Below are 14,388 nucleotides of genomic sequence, written 5' to 3'. Positions count from 1 at the left end.
TCAATGAAGGGCATTCGCTGGCGTTAGTTTGACGCGCTGACAACGGGCGTCAGACGCCGCTCCATAATGATTGTGCGCTCGGCCCCGTGAAACGCATCGCGAACTTTTCGATAACCCAGCTTGAAGTAAAAGGCTTCTGCGGTAATGGATGAGGGAACGCGCAGTACCTCGATTTTTGCGTCCTGGGCGACAGAATGAAGCGTTGCCATCAACTGCCTGCCGAGTCCGACGCCCTGATGGTCTGGGTCGACGAATACGCTACGCACAACGTTTTGATCAAGACTGGCCGTGGCGACTACACGCTTATCAATGGTGGCGACAAAGACCTGGCGTTGGCTCAACAAAGCACGGATGGCCTCGCTAGAAAAGCTTTTCTCTACCTGTGTGATGACTTCGGGCGGGTAGTCCAGGGCATTGGACTGGCGCAGCGATTGAATGATGATCTGGCTGATGGCTGCCGCATCGTCAGGGGTGGCGAGTCGAATCTGGCTGTTCATTTGAAGACCCCAATCCTTGTGTCTTATGCCTTACCAACATCCGTCAGCCCGATCTTGACCCAGAGTCGCCTGCGCCAGCGACTATTTAAGCTGTGCACCTCGTGCCTTTAACAACTCGCGCAATACCGACCGATGGCAATGCTCTTCATCTTCACAATAACAGCCAATGGCCAGTGACGTTTGATGGGACAACGCCGCCAACAAATCGAGCAATTGGCTGGGCGCGGGGTGGTTCATTTCAGTCTTGAACTTGCGTTTGAACGCTTCCCACGCCTTGGCGTCTTTCGCCGCTTTGGCTTCTGCGACCAGTTCTGCACTGGGAGACAGCAGCGGCTGCCACACGTCATAAAAATCACGGCTGGCAAACTCGGCTTTCGGCACGCCACGCGGCGGGCGACGCACCGTGCCCAGGCGCAGGCCTTCATTGGCTGAGCGCGGCGTACCGAGTTGGACGATATGGATGGCCACGCTCTACAGTCCTTTATCCCCGCGAGTTTTCGAACCACTCCAGCGCCGTGCGCCAGATGCAGATCCCCAGGAAGTAAGCCGACATCAGCAGCCAAAGCCCCATCACCAACGGGTTGATCACCGGATGGTTGACCACCAGTGACAAGCTGCACAGCAGCCAGATGGCCGTTACCGCGATGTTGATCGGCATGAACTTGCGCACGCGGAACGGGTGGAGGAACTTCATCCGGGTCACGGTCAACAGCGCCAGACCGATGACCGTGAGGACGTTGATCCACGGCGACGGGGCGATGATGTACAGGCACAGGGCGACCACGTTCCAGGCGGCGGGGAAGCCCTGGAAGTAGTTGTCCTTGCTCTTCATGTTGACGTTGCAGAAGCAAAACAGCGATGAGACCAGAATCAGCGACACGGACAGCAGCAGCGTGTAGTCCGGCAAGGGGATGTAACGATAAATGAACAGCGCGGGGATAAACACGTACGTCAGGTAGTCGATGACCAGATCGAGGATCGAGCCATCGAAACTTGGCAGTACCGACTGGACATTGACCTTGCGTGCCAGCGCGCCGTCCAGCCCATCGACGATCAGGGCGACGCCCAGCCATAGCAGGCAGTTTGTGGCCTGGTTTTCCAGCAAGGCGAGGGTGGCGAGGAAGGCAGTGACCACGCCGGTGGCGGTAAAACCATGGGCGCCCCATGCTTTGAGCCTGGCGATGTGTAGGGTCGATATCACGGGGGCGTTCTCCAGAAAGTGAAGCAAGCCTGTTATCACCCCTTCAATTGGGGGGCGTTAAACCAAGTCAGGTTGCATGTATCGACCGGGTATCCGGGGATAAGGTTCACCCTCTGTAAATCTTAGCTGGGCCGCAAAAAAACACCCCGGATAAACCCTCGGTATTAAATGAAACGTTGGCGCAGGGTGATACGTTCTACTCAAGCGCAATGATGGGCTGCAAACAGGTTCATTCACAGCGCCTTGTTCATGAACACCCGACTCGTGCCTGGCGGGTTGCAAGGCACTTCGCCGAAGCGCTGCCAGCCGTGTTTTTCATAGAACTGCGGGGCTTGGAAACTGAGGGTATAGAGCACCGCCGAGCGGCAACCGCGACGACGGCCTTCGTCCTCGTACGCTTTGAGCAGTCGAGCGCCGAGCCCGGCGCCCCGTAGTGACTCGGGCAAGTAGAACAAATCGAGAAACAGCAGACCGAGCGACGTACGCCCGGTAATACCGCCCAGCACCTGATGGGTATCCGGATCTCGGACCGTTACTGCCAGCGACTGGCGGTCGTTGATGCCGGTCATCTGATCATTGAAGGCACTCAGCCCGGTGGTGAGTATGTGCTCGACTTCAGGTTCGATGACGTCGCTGACGACAATCAGGTGGCGGTCCATGTGTTGGGTGATCCTGTGGGCATCGGGTTAGCGAGGGTAGAACACTCGCAGTCCAGGCATCAGGGTCAAGTGTGACGAAGGTTGACCGAAACCCCGCTCAGCGGCTGTTTGTACAATGCGCAGCCTGCGAGCAGGTTTCACGTCAGCCAAACGGTGGTGGCGTATTTGCCTGCGAGGACTATCGTTGCCTGACTGGATCACTTCAATCGATGAGGACACCGGCATGAACACCAACGATCTGCTCGAACAGTTACTAAAGGCCGGCCAAGGCTCAATGTCGCAACAGGGTGGCGGTGGCACGTCGGCCCAAGGTGGCCTCGGTGGATTGCTCGGCGGCCTGTTGGGCGGTGGTGCCGGGTCAAGCGCCGGTGGCGGTGGCCTGGGTGGTTTGCTCGGTGGTCTGCTGGGCGGTGGCTCAACCGTGGGTGGTTCGACCCAGCCCCGGTCGGCTGGCGGCACTAACTACGCGGCGCTGGCTTCGCTCGGAATGATGGCATTCCAGGCCTATCAAGCCTGGCAACGCAACCAGGCCTCGGCGCCGCAACAGGCACCGCGCACGGTCGACCTGTTGTCCGGTCCGGAAGTCGAGGACCACAGCCACGCGATCCTTCGTGCATTGATTGCGGCGGCGAAGGCCGATGGTCGGATTGATGACGTCGAGAAGCAGATGATCAGCACCGAAATCAGTCGCCACACCGACGACCCAGAGCTCCAGCAATGGCTGGATGACGAAGTTGCACGGCCACTGGACGCCGCCGATGTGGCGCAGTCGGCCACGGATTCCGGCATGGCGGCGGAGATGTACCTGGCCAGTGTGATGCTGGTGGACGATCAACAGGACGCCGAACGTCGCTATCTGGATGAACTGGCGGCGGCGCTGAACATCGATCCGGCGCTGCAAGTGCATCTGGAGCAACAGGCCAAAGGTGGTGTGGCCTGAAGAACGTTCACACGCAGAGCGTGGGAGCGATCATAAAAAACGGCCCTGAGAAGGCCGTTTTTTTCGGGAGTCTGGCCTCTACCGACGTTCAGCGGCTTTGGGCACCAGAAACGTAACGCCGAAACGCTCAGCGATTGCCAGGATCCGCGCAAGTCCTGCGGCACTTTGAGCTGATTCACCGCAGCGAAGAACTGACCCCCGCGCGGATCAGATACCACTCCGATCATCTTCGCCGTCGCGCTGACGTTCTTGTAAGCATGAATAGCCCCCCCGGGAATATGCACATAGCCCCCGGGGGAAACGGTGGTGGCCTTGCCCGCAACCGTCACTTCCACCTGTGCGTCAATGACGTAGAACGCTTCGTCCCAAGGGTGAAAGTGCGGAGGCGGCCCGCCGCCTTGCACGCCTTCCTGGATATGCATTTCAAAAGGTTTGCTCAGATCCCGCCCGCTAGAATCGTGATGGCTTCACCCACGACATTGACCGGGTCGGGTTGTTTTTCGGGCTCGATGATATGAACCGTTCGCATGATTGCTCTGCGAAAGATGAGTCCACCCCCGCTGAGTATATTCACTTGATCTGGCGGCGGGGCGCGCGCCACAAGCCCGTTTGTCAGGGCAATTTCAACGCCGATGGAATTTTCTTCCGGGGGTGTCGCTCTGCTGATGTAGAGACGTGCTGATCCAGCGTCCTGCCATTGGCCTCAGACCGAGAGACGACTCCATGACTGTCCTGACACGACTTGAATCCCAGCCGACCCACGAACGCTCGATCCCGACCACCGGCAGCCTAAAAGGTATCTACGAGCAGTTGTTGCTGAGCGACGATGCTGAACATCAGCGCACACTGGGGAAAACCTTCCTCGAGGCTCAACTTGCGCACGCAAATGACCTGCCCACGGACCTGCCGCAAGAGCTGTCGGCACTGCCAGCCTTTGTCGAACAGCACTGCGTCGAAGTGGCTCGCCAATACGCCGACTACCTGCAAAAGCGCAAGGACGGCGCACCACGGCAGTTCTTCACCTCCAAGGCGCACGCGTTGTTTTTCCTGCAAGCCGTTGCGCCGACCAAACTGGTGGACGGCGCGTGGCTGTATGGCCTGCTGCGGCACTGGCATGACCCGCGTTTCGACGGGCTGATTTGCACCTGTCTGGAAGAGCTGGGCGACGGCAACCCGGCGCAAAATCATGTGGTGATTTACCGCAAGCTACTTGCCGAGCATGGCTTGCTGGACAACGCGTTGATTGCGGACGAGCGTTACTTGCAAGGCGCGGTGCAATTGGCGCTGGGTTATTGCAGCGACGATTTTTTGCCGGAGGTGATCGGCTACAACCTCGGTTATGAACAACTGCCGCTGCACTTGCTGATCAGCGCCTATGAACTCAGCGAACTGGGCATCGATCCGTATTACTTCACCCTGCACGTGACCATCGACAATGCCAGCACCGGTCATGCGCAAAAGGCCGTGCAGTCGGTGCGGCAATTGTTGCCGGTAGAAGGTGACCGTGAAGACTTTCTGCGCAGGGTTGCGTTGGGTTATCGGCTCAACGATCTGGGGCAGGGCAGTCGCGCGATTATCGAATCGTTCGACCTGTACGGCGAGTTGCTGAACATGCTTGAACGCAAGCGCCCGTTTGGTCAGCACATGCATTCGGACTATTGCCGGTTTGAAGGCAAGACCGTCAATCAATGGCTGTCGTCACCGGAGCAGTTGCCAGGCTTGCTCATTGCCATGGAAAACAAGGGCTGGATCAAGCGTCACCAGGACCCGCAAGCCAGCCGTTTCTGGCAATTGGTCGATGGCGACGGCGCGGCCATGTTCGGGGTGTTCAGCCCCTACGAAAAACAACTGCTGCACGACTGGATTGCCGGAGACTGGCGACCTGAGCGAGCGCCGGCCGGGGCTCGACGCGGTAGCAGTACCGCGACCGCACCGCCAGTGCCCGTCAATGACCCGGATATCCAAAGCCTGCACGCTACACTTAAAGGGCTTGCCGCCGACGAGCAAATGCAAGTCTTGATTCCGTGGTTGTCCGCCCATCGGCATGCCCACCCCGCAGGCCTGATGGCCACGCGACGGTTCATCGAACTCAAATCCGGTTTTCGATAGGGAGCCCTTCATGAATCAGGAAGAACACCTTAGCGCCGCCGATCTGGCCTTACTGCAACTGGGGCGTCGCTTGCAGGCCGACGGTTACCGTTTCGTCACGCCAACGCCGCTGACCCATCAGCGGGTCAATGATCGCGTCTTCGGACAAAGCGCCCGGACCCTGCGCGAAGTCTTTGGCTGGTCGCGGCCGTTTGAGCCGGGTCTGTTGTCGCAGGATGAGCAGCGGCAGTTGCAACAGGCAGGCGTCCTTGAAGAATGCAAGGGTCGACTGAAAAGTCATGTGCGCTGGTCAAGCCTCGATGACCTGTTGTTCGTGCATTCGGGCTACCCCACTGATGCCGCTGACGCGGTGTTCTTCGGTCCCGACACTTATCGTTTTGCACAACTGATTCACGCTCATCTGCAACAGAGCTTCGCGCCGATCAGGCGCGCCGTGGACATTGGTTGCGGCGCTGGCGTCGGAGCGATTGTGATTGCCCGCGCTCGCCGTGAAGCTGAAGTGCTGGCCGTGGACATCAACCCTTTGGCGTTACGCATGACGGCAGTCAATACCGCGCTCGCTGAGGTGACTAACGTCAGCATCGAGGCCAGCGATGTGCTGCAAGACGTCGACGGCCACTTCGACTTGATCGTCGCCAATCCGCCCTACATGGCCGACCCGGCCGAGCGTGCTTACCGGCATGGCGGCGGCGCGCTTGGCGCGCAATTGTCGTTGCGCATTGTCGAGCAAGCCTTGTATCGGTTGGCCCCCGGTGGGTCTCTGGTGTTGTACACCGGCGTGGCGATGATCGATGGTCTCGACCCGTTTCTGGAGGCGGTGGCGCCGCGTCTCGAATCGTCGATGTTCGGCTGGACCTACCACGAACTCGACCCCGATGTGTTCGGTGAAGAACTGTTGACCCCTGGCTATCAACGGGTGGAACGAATTGCCGTCGTCGCCCTGATTGTCACGCGTATCGGCCCAGGCATCGAGGGCACCGTGACCTCGTCAGCAGGTGCGCCATGACCCGCAGCCTGGACGATTACAATCGCATGCGCGATTTCTCGGCGACCTCTGAACCGGCCGCCGGCAAACGTTCGGGCAAAAAAAAACGCGAAAGGCCATGCCTTGCAGTTCTGCATCCAGAAGCACGAGGCCTCGATCCTGACGCGGCGCGGCCTTGGAAAAGCAGGGTCGAAGCCACCCAGTTGACCCTCTAGGTGCTCGATGAATTGGGGCTCAAGGCGTTCCTCGAGACCAGTGACGGCAGAGGGATTCACCTGGTGGTGCCACTGATCCGCAGCTTTGTTGGGCTGGGGTGAAGGACTTCAGCCACGTGATTGTCAGCCACGTGGCCAAGTTGCTGCCGAAGCGCTTTTGCGCCGTATCGGGCCCGAAGCACCGCGTTGGGCCGGTCTTCATCGGTTACCTACGCAACGGCCTAGGTGCCACGACTATCTGCTCTTGCAAGAAACAATCGGACTATTTGATAAATGCCTGTAGATCACTGGTCAGCTTGTCGATCGCCACTTTGAAATCCTTGGTGGTGATCTTCTGGCTGGCGTTTTCCAGCGTGGAGCCAAAGACTTTGCGCACAACTTTGGCCACGGTCTGATTGTTGCTGGCGTCGATGAACTCGGCCTCGATGAACAGTGTGGTGTCCTGATCGCGGTGGCCACTGGCAGCGGCAACACCCCCCACGACGGCGGCAATCGGCACCACTTCATACCACTTCATGCCTTCGTTTTCGGCACTCACCCCGGTGATCGCCGCGCGCATGATCAAGGTTTTTGAACCGGCAGGCGATGATTTCGCGTTCGACACCACCCGATATTTCTGACCTAACACACCTATGGCCTTACTGGTCATGTAGCTCTGCAACTCGTCCAGGGTTTGCTGGTTAACCCGTTCAGTAGGCTTGGGCGCCGGGTAGAGCTCCAGCTTATTGAAAACCACGGTGTTATAGGCCTCGGGATTCCAGGACGGGCTCACCCAGCGCATGGCTGTTTCGCCACTGGTGGTGGTGACCTGCTGCAAGTTGTTGTAGTTGGACAGGAAGCCGGAATACTGCGCGCGTTCGGTGACTTTCGAGGTGCAACCGCCGAGCAGCAAGCTGGTCAGCGCAACGCCAATAAACAGCTTTCGGGACAGGTTCATAGTGGTGTGTGCTCCGTGGATTAAGTCGTTTTTTTTGGTCGCAAGGTATCAGAAACGCCAGGTCATATTGCCGGTCACGGCTTGAATCCAGGCATTGTCGAATTGACCGGACGTTCGCGTGCCTGACGTGGATTTGGTCTGGTCCACCGGCATGTCGCCGAGCCAGACCATGGCCCAGCTGACATTGATGTCGGTGACCTTGTTCAGAGCATAGGTGGCTCCGGCCGCAATGCGCCAGGATTCGCCCATGGGCACGGTAAATGTTCGGTTGCCGTCCGAAACGGCGCTGCTGTCATATGCCACACCGACGTTCCACAGCAGTTGCGGCGTGGCCTGATATTGCGCGCCGAGGGCCAGTTGCCAGGTGTCTTTGAAATGGGCGTCGACCGTCGTCGATTGAGCGCCAAACGCGGTGGTGTCGACTTGCACCGCGATATCGCCAAACTCTGACCAGTCCTGCCAGTTGACCGAGGCCAGCAGGGCCCATTGCGGGTCGAGTTGCTGGAACAGGCTCAGCGTTGCAGTTTGCGGCACGGTCATGTCGAGTTGGGTGTTCAGGCCATCCAGACGATTCAGCGCTGGCCCGTCGCCTTTGACGTCCAGACCGTCCTCGAACGCCAGATCGACCTTGCTGGTGTAGGCAAGGCCGATGCGGGTGCCGGGTTGCGGGGCATAGATCACGCCCACATTCGCGCCGAAACCCCAATCGTTGTCTTTGTACTTGAGTTGGCCGTCGCTGCGCTCGGTAAAGCCGAAAGGTGAGCGGTCGATCGCGGTTTGGGCTTGCAACATGCCATACATAGCTTTCACGCCAACGCCCACCGACCATTGCTCGCTAAAGCGATAAGCCACGCTGGGCACGAAAGACAAACCGGCGAGGCTGGCGTTTTGTGCGAAGTAGCGCCCGGACCATTCGTTGTCGTAATTGGCCGCCAGGCCAAAGTCAGCGTACTGGCCGAAGCCGACGCTCCAGTGGTCATCAAGTTGATGGCTGATGAAGAAACTGCCGCCGGGAATCGGGTCGAGGGCGTTGCCACTGCCACTGCCGGTGCCATTGGTGTTTGAGTCGCGATCAAAGGTCAGGTCGCCGTACAGTATCTGCAAACCTCCAGTGATTTGTGTGCCCGGCAGATAACTCATGCCCGCCGGGTTGCTGGCAATGGTCGAGGGGCCCTGAGCACGGGCGGCGGCGCCAGCGTTGGCCAGACCGGCGTTATCGGTGCCTATTTCATAAAGCATAATGCCGCCCGCGTAGGTTTGCTGGCTGCACAGGGCCAACAGGGTGAAGGCGGGCAGGACGGAAGGTTTTAGCTGCATGGAGTCACCTCAGCAAATGTCCGTCATGAACGCGGGTGGCGAGCGCTGGCCACCCGCGCATTCAACTGCTTACTTGCCCATCGCCGACCGGGCCGCTTCAATCTTGGCTTTGACGGCTTCGAGGTTGAAGCTCGCGCCTTTTTGCATGGGCGGGAACTCAACCGCTGTTTCAGCCAGTTTGACCACCTGCTGCTGCACAAACACAAATCGCCAGAACTGGAATTTGAACCACTGGAAATACTCCAGGGAGCCATTGGCCGCCATGTTTTCCGGCCATCCAGCGCGTTCGAACGGGTCGAGGCGCAAGTTGGTCAGAACCGGCATGTCCAGCGTGGTTTTTGCCCCCAGCCAGCCACCAGGCTGGTCAATGAAGCGGTACTTGAAGTCATCGATACGGATTGCGCCCAGCGTGCTCTCGCCGAAATAGAAGATCTCATGGCGATTAGACGGACCTTTGCCAGTGATCATGGGTGTCTGGTCATAGCCGTCCAGGTGCACTTTGTAAGTGGTGTCGCCCAGTTGTTTACCCTTGAGCAGTTCGGCGCTGATGTTCGGGTTGCCGGCCGCCGCGACGAAGGTCGGGAACCAGTCCATTCCGGACATGATGCCATTGGCCACTGTGTTGGCCGGTACTTTGCCCGGCCAACGAACGATCGCGGGCACCCGGAAACCACCTTCCATTACCGTGCCTTTACCCATGGCAAACGGCGTGGTGCCGCCATCCGGCCAGGTGAAGTTTTCCGCGCCATTGTCAGTGGTGAACAACACGATGGTGTTGTCGTCCATGCCGTCTTTTTTCAGCTTGGCCATCACGTCGCCGACGATGTCGTCGATCTGTGCCATGCCGGCTTCCTGTTCCGACCAGCCATTTTGCGCATTGCGCATGGCTTCGTACTTGTCGGAGAGATGAGTGACGATGTGCATGCGGGTTGGGTTGAGCCAGAGGAAAAACGGTTTGTTGTCCTGCTTGGCCTTGTCGATGAAGGTGAAGGCCTTGTCACGAATCTCGTCATCGACAGTTTTCATCCGTTCCGGATAGAGGGTGCCGGCGTCTTCGATTTTCTGTTTGCCGACCTTGCCCCAGCGCGGCATCACGGTCGCGTCGTCAGTCGTCGTGGCCCAACTGTGAACCATGTTCCGTGGGCCGACGGTGGGCAGAAGATCTTGTGGATAGTTGGGGTGCGCCGGGTCTTCCATGGCGTCGAGGTGATAGAGGTAGCCAAAAAACTCGTCGAAACCATGCACGGTCGGCAGGAATTCGTTCAAGTCGCCCAGGTGGTTTTTGCCGAACTGGCCAGTGGCGTAACCCATGGACTTGAGTGTGGTGGCGATGGTGACGGCTTCGGCAGGAATACCAATGGGAGAACCGGCCTGCCCGACAGTTGTCATCCCGGTACGGATCGGCAGTTCGCCGGTAATGAAATTGGCGCGTCCGGCGGTACAACTGGCCTCGGCGTAATAGTCGGTGAAGCGCATGCCTTCAGCCGCGAGCTGGTCGAGGTTGGGTGTTCGACCGGCCATCATGCCTTGGTTGTAGACACCGATATTGGACCAGCCAATATCGTCGCCCATGATGACGACAATGTTGGGGGCTGTTTTGTCGGCAGCTTGTGTGATGCCGGGAAGCACCATTGCAGCCAACAGTACTGGTACAGCGAACGCCGAGGATAACGTTGTCCGATTCATGTCGAGCTCCTGCGCACTAGCGTTAGTACTCTGAGACGAGCCCCCACCGCCCACGAGAAATTGGATCCCCCGCGAAGAGAGTAGGTACGAACTGGGAAATATCCAGAAATTAGTTTCTCGGCTGTAAGCCGTTGTTTCATGGGCTTTACAGCTTGTCGTGGATTCGGATGATTACTGACATTTCAACCAGGCGAAGTCCTCGATCCGTGCCTCGATCGGGCATATGGGAGGTGTGATTCGACGTGCGGAAGGGCATGGAGCAGTGAGCGTGGCTCGCCGCCCTAACGACTATTGTCTGCCAACAGCGGCCGCCAGCACCCACTTCTCAATGGCTGCCGGCTCGCTTCATGGGATTGATTTCACGCGTCGCGCAACAGGTCGTTGGCGTTGAGCAGGTCGTAGGCAATCTCCGGGCGCTTCTCCAGTGCGCGACGAATCGCGGCCGGGATCGACTGACGGGTTTTGCGGCATAGCCCCGGTTGTTCGCCAAGGTTAATACCGATACCGCGCATGGTGCGTACTTCATTGAAACTGGGGACGATGTCTACGCGGATGCCCAACTGCTCGTACATCCGCCGTTGCACACGCTCGAGGTCACTCAGGCTCTGGAGATTTTCCAGGCGCTCGATCAGGCGCTTTTCCTCCGAACGGGTCAGAAACAGGATGCGCACGTCCGCCCCTGGTGTTTCCAGCAGCGGGTCACGTCCGCAGTCGCAGGCGCCGGGAGGGCAGGGTTGGCGGATCGGAGGTGGGGTGGTCATGGGGTTCAATCATAGAGTGCTCCCATCCGGTTTGCCCATAGGGTTTTGCCCTTCTGGCGAACAGAAGAAGTCGCTATCCAACGGGGCGTTCCACACTGAGTTTTCCAGCCGCTATATACTCGACGGCCCCTTTACCACCTCATACAAGAGAATCCCCATGGCAAACCACGACCTCACCTTCCTTCCCGACCCCGATCCGCAATCCATCTCCTCGGATGTCGCCGGTTTCGGCGGCCTACTGGTCTCCACTCAGATCCCCACCCGCGCCGACGGCAGTCTGGAACTGGGCGACATCGCCCTGCAAAGCGAATGCACGCTGCAGGCGCTCAAGGTTGCGCTGGAGCACGCCGGAAGTTCCATGGACCGGGTTCTGCACCTGACCATCTACCTTGCCGACATGGCCGATCGCGCCGCCTTCAACGAGGTCTACCAGCGCTTCTTCGCCAAACCCTGGCCGGTTCGGGCCGCCGTTGGCGTGGCTTCCCTGGCGGTCGAAGGCATGCGCGTGGAAGTCACCGCGATGGCGGCCAAAGGCTGAGTCCGCGGGCTTGTCTGGCGGTCCCGCGCACTGAGCGGGCGATGGCGTCGGAACCCCCTGGCAAGGTGTCTGGAATTAATTGACCACTACACAGTGCTCGTTGCCCGCTGAACTTGTTGGTCGGCATGGTAGGACGAGCGCACCAGGGGACCGGAGGCAACGTTCTTGAAGCCCATCCGCGTCCCTTCCTCGGCGAACCGGGCGAACACGTCCGGGTGCACGAAACGCTGGACTGGCAAGTGGCTGCGCGACGGTTGCAGGTACTGGCCGAGGGTGAGCATGTCGACATCGTGCTCACGCAGGCGCTGCATGACCTCGATGACTTCATCGTCGGTCTCGCCAAGGCCCAGCATCAGGCCGGATTTGGTTGGCACAGGCGCGACCATTAGCTTGAACTTCTGCAGCAGATCCAGTGACCACTCGAAATCCGAGCCCGGCCTTGCGGCTTTGTACAGGCGCGGGACGGTCTCCAGGTTGTGGTTGAACACATCGGGTGGTTCAGTGGCGGTGATCGCCAGGGCGACGTCCATGCGACCACGATAATCCGGCACCAGGGTTTCCAGTTGCACGCCAGGCGACCGCTTGCGGATTTCGCGCAGGCAATCGACAAAATGCTGGGCGCCTCCGTCGCGCAAATCATCGCGGTCCACCGAAGTGATCACCACGTACTTGAGGCGCAGATCGGCGATGGCGACGGCGAGGTTCATCGGCTCGTCGGCGTCCAGCGGTTTTGGCCGGCCGTGGCCGACGTCGCAGAACGGGCAGCGGCGGGTGCAGATGTCACCCATGATCATGAAGGTCGCCGTGCCACCGGAAAAACACTCGCCGAGGTTCGGGCAGGAGGCTTCTTCACAGACGCTGTGCAGCTTGTGTTTGCGCAGCAGCTGTTTGATGCGATCGACCTCGGGGGAGACCGGAATGCGTACGCGAATCCAGTCGGGTTTGCGTGGAAACTCATCGGTCGGGATGATCTTTACCGGAATTCGCGCGACCTTTTCCTCTCCGCGAAGCTTGACCCCGACTTGCATTTTTACCGGGCTTTTGCCGGTCGATTCCACCACTTCGCTCATGTCATTTTTCCTTTGGCGCGAGCGGGAGGGACCAGCCCTCCCGCTGCGGATCAGTCGCGGTAGACAGGGAAGTCAGAGCACATCGCGGCAGCCTGTCTGGCGACGTGGGCCTCGACATCGGCATCGCCGAGGTGATCGAGAATGTCGCAGATCCAACCCGCCAGCTCGATGCTTTGGGCTTCCTTGAAACCACGGCTGGTGATGGCAGGCGTGCCAATGCGCAGGCCGGAGGTCACGAACGGCGATTGCGGATCGTTCGGTACGGCGTTCTTGTTCACGGTGATACCGGCGCGGCCGAGGGCGGCGTCGGCGTCTTTGCCGGTCAGGCCCTGACGAATCAGGCTGACCAGGAACAGGTGGTTGTCGGTACCGCCCGACACCACGTCGTAGCCTCGATCAATAAAGACTTTTGCCATCGCCTGCGCGTTGCGGATCACTTGCGCCTGATAGGACTTGAAGGCCGGCTCCAACGCTTCTTTAAAGCACACAGCCTTGGCCGCGATGACATGCATCAACGGGCCACCTTGGCCGCCGGGGAACACCGCCGCGTTGAGTTTCTTCTCCAGTTCCGGATTGGCCTTGGCCAGGATCAGGCCGCCGCGTGGACCGCGCAGCGTTTTGTGGGTTGTGGTGGTGACGACATCGGCAAAGGGAATCGGGTTCGGGTACAGACCAGTCGCTACCAGCCCGGCAACGTGGGCCATATCGACAAACAGATAAGCGCCGACCTTGTCGGCAATCGCCCGCAAGCGTGGGAAGTCCAGGGTCTTCGAATAGGCGGAGAAGCCGGCGATGATCATTTTCGGCTGGTGCTCGACGGCCAGGCGTTCGACTTCGTCGTAAACGATCAGCCCGGTCGCGGTGTCGATACCGTACTGAAGGGCGTTATACAACTTGCCGGAGAAGCTGACTTTGGCGCCGTGGGTCAGGTGGCCGCCGTGGGCCAGGCTCATGCCCAATACGGTGTCGCCTGCCTGCAGCAATGCCAGATAGACCGCGGCGTTGGCCTGGCTGCCGGAGTGCGGCTGGACGTTGGCGTAATCGGCGCCGAACAGCTGTTTGGCACGGTCAATGGCCAATTGTTCGACCACATCGACGTGTTCACAGCCGCCGTAATAGCGCTTGCCCGGGTAGCCTTCGGCGTACTTGTTGGTCAGGCCGCTGCCTTGCGCTTCCATCACCCGTTGGCTGGTGTAGTTTTCCGAGGCGATCAACTCGATGTGGTGCTCTTGCCGTGCGTCTTCGGCATTTATCGCCGCCAGCAGTTCGTCGTCGTAGCCCTTAATCTGGTCGTGCTTGCTGAACATGGTGCAGTCCTCTGTTGTTCTTGAAGGGTAGGAGTGGGCTGACGATCAGGCGTCCTGATAATCCGCAATCGACGGGCAGGCACAGATCAGATTGCGATCGCCGAACACGTTGTCGACGCGACCGACCGGTGGCCAGTACTTGCCTTCGATCAGCGACGCAACCGGA

At 59.3% G+C, this 14,388-nt stretch carries 15 protein-coding genes and 2 pseudogenes; 5 read left to right on the top strand and 12 right to left on the bottom strand.

Annotation, left to right across the window (positions count from 1 at the left end):
• Positions 1-23 precede the first annotated feature (23 nt).
• From ACXPVS_RS08660 to ACXPVS_RS08645, 4 genes are all read right to left on the bottom strand, one after another.
• Entirely contained in the window at positions 24-497 is a 474-nt protein-coding gene (locus tag ACXPVS_RS08660; protein WP_458509556.1) for an N-acetyltransferase family protein, read from the bottom strand.
• Between the two features lie 81 nt (positions 498-578).
• The gene (locus ACXPVS_RS08655; protein ID WP_458509555.1) at positions 579-965 is read right to left on the bottom strand and encodes a DUF488 domain-containing protein; all 387 of its coding nucleotides are present in this window, start codon (positions 963-965) and stop codon (positions 579-581) included.
• A gap of 13 nt (positions 966-978) precedes the next feature.
• Positions 979-1,698, bottom strand: a complete 720-nt coding sequence (gene pcsA, locus ACXPVS_RS08650; protein ID WP_458509554.1) for a phosphatidylcholine synthase — start codon at positions 1,696-1,698, stop codon at positions 979-981.
• A gap of 233 nt (positions 1,699-1,931) precedes the next feature.
• The gene (locus ACXPVS_RS08645; protein WP_458509553.1) at positions 1,932-2,357 is read right to left on the bottom strand and encodes a GNAT family N-acetyltransferase; all 426 of its coding nucleotides are present in this window, start codon (positions 2,355-2,357) and stop codon (positions 1,932-1,934) included.
• 223 nt (positions 2,358-2,580) lie between these two features.
• Here ACXPVS_RS08645 and ACXPVS_RS08640 point away from each other — a divergent pair, with 223 nt between their 5' ends.
• The gene (locus tag ACXPVS_RS08640) at positions 2,581-3,297 is read left to right on the top strand and encodes a tellurite resistance TerB family protein (RefSeq protein WP_458509552.1); all 717 of its coding nucleotides are present in this window, start codon (positions 2,581-2,583) and stop codon (positions 3,295-3,297) included.
• A 78-nt stretch (positions 3,298-3,375) separates the two neighbouring features.
• Here the strand turns inward: ACXPVS_RS08640 and ACXPVS_RS08635 are convergent.
• Positions 3,376-3,826: pseudogene (locus ACXPVS_RS08635) on the bottom strand (cupin domain-containing protein).
• Positions 3,827-4,020: 194 nt separating this feature from the next.
• Between ACXPVS_RS08635 and ACXPVS_RS08630 the strand changes: the two are divergent.
• The 3 genes and pseudogenes from ACXPVS_RS08630 to ligD all read left to right on the top strand — a co-directional run.
• Positions 4,021-5,406, top strand: coding sequence for an iron-containing redox enzyme family protein (locus ACXPVS_RS08630; RefSeq protein WP_458509551.1), 1,386 nt, complete (start codon positions 4,021-4,023; stop codon positions 5,404-5,406).
• A gap of 10 nt (positions 5,407-5,416) precedes the next feature.
• The gene (locus tag ACXPVS_RS08625; RefSeq protein WP_458509550.1) at positions 5,417-6,412 is read left to right on the top strand and encodes a methyltransferase; all 996 of its coding nucleotides are present in this window, start codon (positions 5,417-5,419) and stop codon (positions 6,410-6,412) included.
• 131 nt (positions 6,413-6,543) lie between these two features.
• A pseudogene (gene ligD / locus ACXPVS_RS08620) lies at positions 6,544-6,851 on the top strand (non-homologous end-joining DNA ligase LigD); the annotation flags it as partial.
• A gap of 17 nt (positions 6,852-6,868) precedes the next feature.
• On the opposite strand, the gene ACXPVS_RS08615 reads toward ligD, so the two are convergent.
• The 4 genes from ACXPVS_RS08615 to ACXPVS_RS08600 all read right to left on the bottom strand — a co-directional run bounded on the left by ACXPVS_RS08615 (position 6,869) and on the right by ACXPVS_RS08600 (position 11,307).
• Positions 6,869-7,543, bottom strand: coding sequence for a DUF3313 domain-containing protein (locus ACXPVS_RS08615; RefSeq protein ID WP_458509549.1), 675 nt, complete (start codon positions 7,541-7,543; stop codon positions 6,869-6,871).
• Between the two features lie 48 nt (positions 7,544-7,591).
• A complete protein-coding gene (locus ACXPVS_RS08610; RefSeq protein WP_458509548.1) occupies positions 7,592-8,860 on the bottom strand; it encodes an OmpP1/FadL family transporter in 1,269 nt (422 codons plus the stop codon).
• A gap of 69 nt (positions 8,861-8,929) precedes the next feature.
• Positions 8,930-10,546 carry an arylsulfatase gene (locus ACXPVS_RS08605; protein ID WP_458509547.1) on the bottom strand — a complete coding sequence of 539 codons (1,617 nt, stop codon included), beginning with the start codon at positions 10,544-10,546 and terminating at the stop codon, positions 8,930-8,932.
• Between the two features lie 359 nt (positions 10,547-10,905).
• Positions 10,906-11,307 (bottom strand): hypothetical protein, encoded by a 402-nt coding sequence (locus ACXPVS_RS08600; protein ID WP_458509546.1) that lies wholly within the window; start codon positions 11,305-11,307, stop codon positions 10,906-10,908.
• Between the two features lie 157 nt (positions 11,308-11,464).
• Here ACXPVS_RS08600 and ACXPVS_RS08595 point away from each other — a divergent pair, with 157 nt between their 5' ends.
• Positions 11,465-11,845, top strand: coding sequence for a RidA family protein (locus tag ACXPVS_RS08595; protein WP_458509545.1), 381 nt, complete (start codon positions 11,465-11,467; stop codon positions 11,843-11,845).
• A gap of 86 nt (positions 11,846-11,931) precedes the next feature.
• Here the strand turns inward: ACXPVS_RS08595 and lipA are convergent, their stop codons facing one another.
• The 3 genes from lipA to ACXPVS_RS08580 all read right to left on the bottom strand — a co-directional run.
• Complete coding sequence (lipA, locus tag ACXPVS_RS08590; protein WP_458509544.1) at positions 11,932-12,915, bottom strand: lipoyl synthase; 984 nt, start codon at positions 12,913-12,915, stop codon at positions 11,932-11,934.
• Between the two features lie 50 nt (positions 12,916-12,965).
• Positions 12,966-14,222 carry a serine hydroxymethyltransferase gene (gene glyA / locus ACXPVS_RS08585; protein ID WP_458509543.1) on the bottom strand — a complete coding sequence of 419 codons (1,257 nt, stop codon included), beginning with the start codon at positions 14,220-14,222 and terminating at the stop codon, positions 12,966-12,968.
• Positions 14,223-14,267: 45 nt separating this feature from the next.
• On the bottom strand, positions 14,268-14,388 hold a 121-nt coding region (locus tag ACXPVS_RS08580; protein WP_458509760.1), incomplete at its 5' end, for a hypothetical protein.

It is taken from the genome of Pseudomonas sp. Ma2-10 (assembly GCF_054330215.1).
Note: the sequence above shows the minus strand (reverse complement) of the source record. Positions and strands in the feature narration are given on the sequence as shown.

Excerpts from the sequence above, each read along its gene's own strand:
- ACXPVS_RS08645 (WP_458509553.1), bottom strand. The coding sequence starts at position 2,357 with ATGGACCGCCACCTGATTGTCGTCAGCGACGTCATCGAACCTGAAGTC.
- glyA (WP_458509543.1), bottom strand. The coding sequence starts at position 14,222 with ATGTTCAGCAAGCACGACCAGATTAAGGGCTACGACGACGAACTGCTG.
- ACXPVS_RS08625 (WP_458509550.1), top strand. The coding sequence starts at position 5,417 with ATGAATCAGGAAGAACACCTTAGCGCCGCCGATCTGGCCTTACTGCAA.
- ACXPVS_RS08630 (WP_458509551.1), top strand. The coding sequence starts at position 4,021 with ATGACTGTCCTGACACGACTTGAATCCCAGCCGACCCACGAACGCTCG.
- lipA (WP_458509544.1), bottom strand. The coding sequence starts at position 12,915 with ATGAGCGAAGTGGTGGAATCGACCGGCAAAAGCCCGGTAAAAATGCAA.
- ACXPVS_RS08615 (WP_458509549.1), bottom strand. The coding sequence starts at position 7,543 with ATGAACCTGTCCCGAAAGCTGTTTATTGGCGTTGCGCTGACCAGCTTG.
- ACXPVS_RS08595 (WP_458509545.1), top strand. The coding sequence starts at position 11,465 with ATGGCAAACCACGACCTCACCTTCCTTCCCGACCCCGATCCGCAATCC.
- ACXPVS_RS08600 (WP_458509546.1), bottom strand. The coding sequence starts at position 11,307 with ATGACCACCCCACCTCCGATCCGCCAACCCTGCCCTCCCGGCGCCTGC.
- ACXPVS_RS08610 (WP_458509548.1), bottom strand. The coding sequence starts at position 8,860 with ATGCAGCTAAAACCTTCCGTCCTGCCCGCCTTCACCCTGTTGGCCCTG.
- ACXPVS_RS08605 (WP_458509547.1), bottom strand. The coding sequence starts at position 10,546 with ATGAATCGGACAACGTTATCCTCGGCGTTCGCTGTACCAGTACTGTTG.
- ACXPVS_RS08640 (WP_458509552.1), top strand. The coding sequence starts at position 2,581 with ATGAACACCAACGATCTGCTCGAACAGTTACTAAAGGCCGGCCAAGGC.
- ACXPVS_RS08660 (WP_458509556.1), bottom strand. The coding sequence starts at position 497 with ATGAACAGCCAGATTCGACTCGCCACCCCTGACGATGCGGCAGCCATC.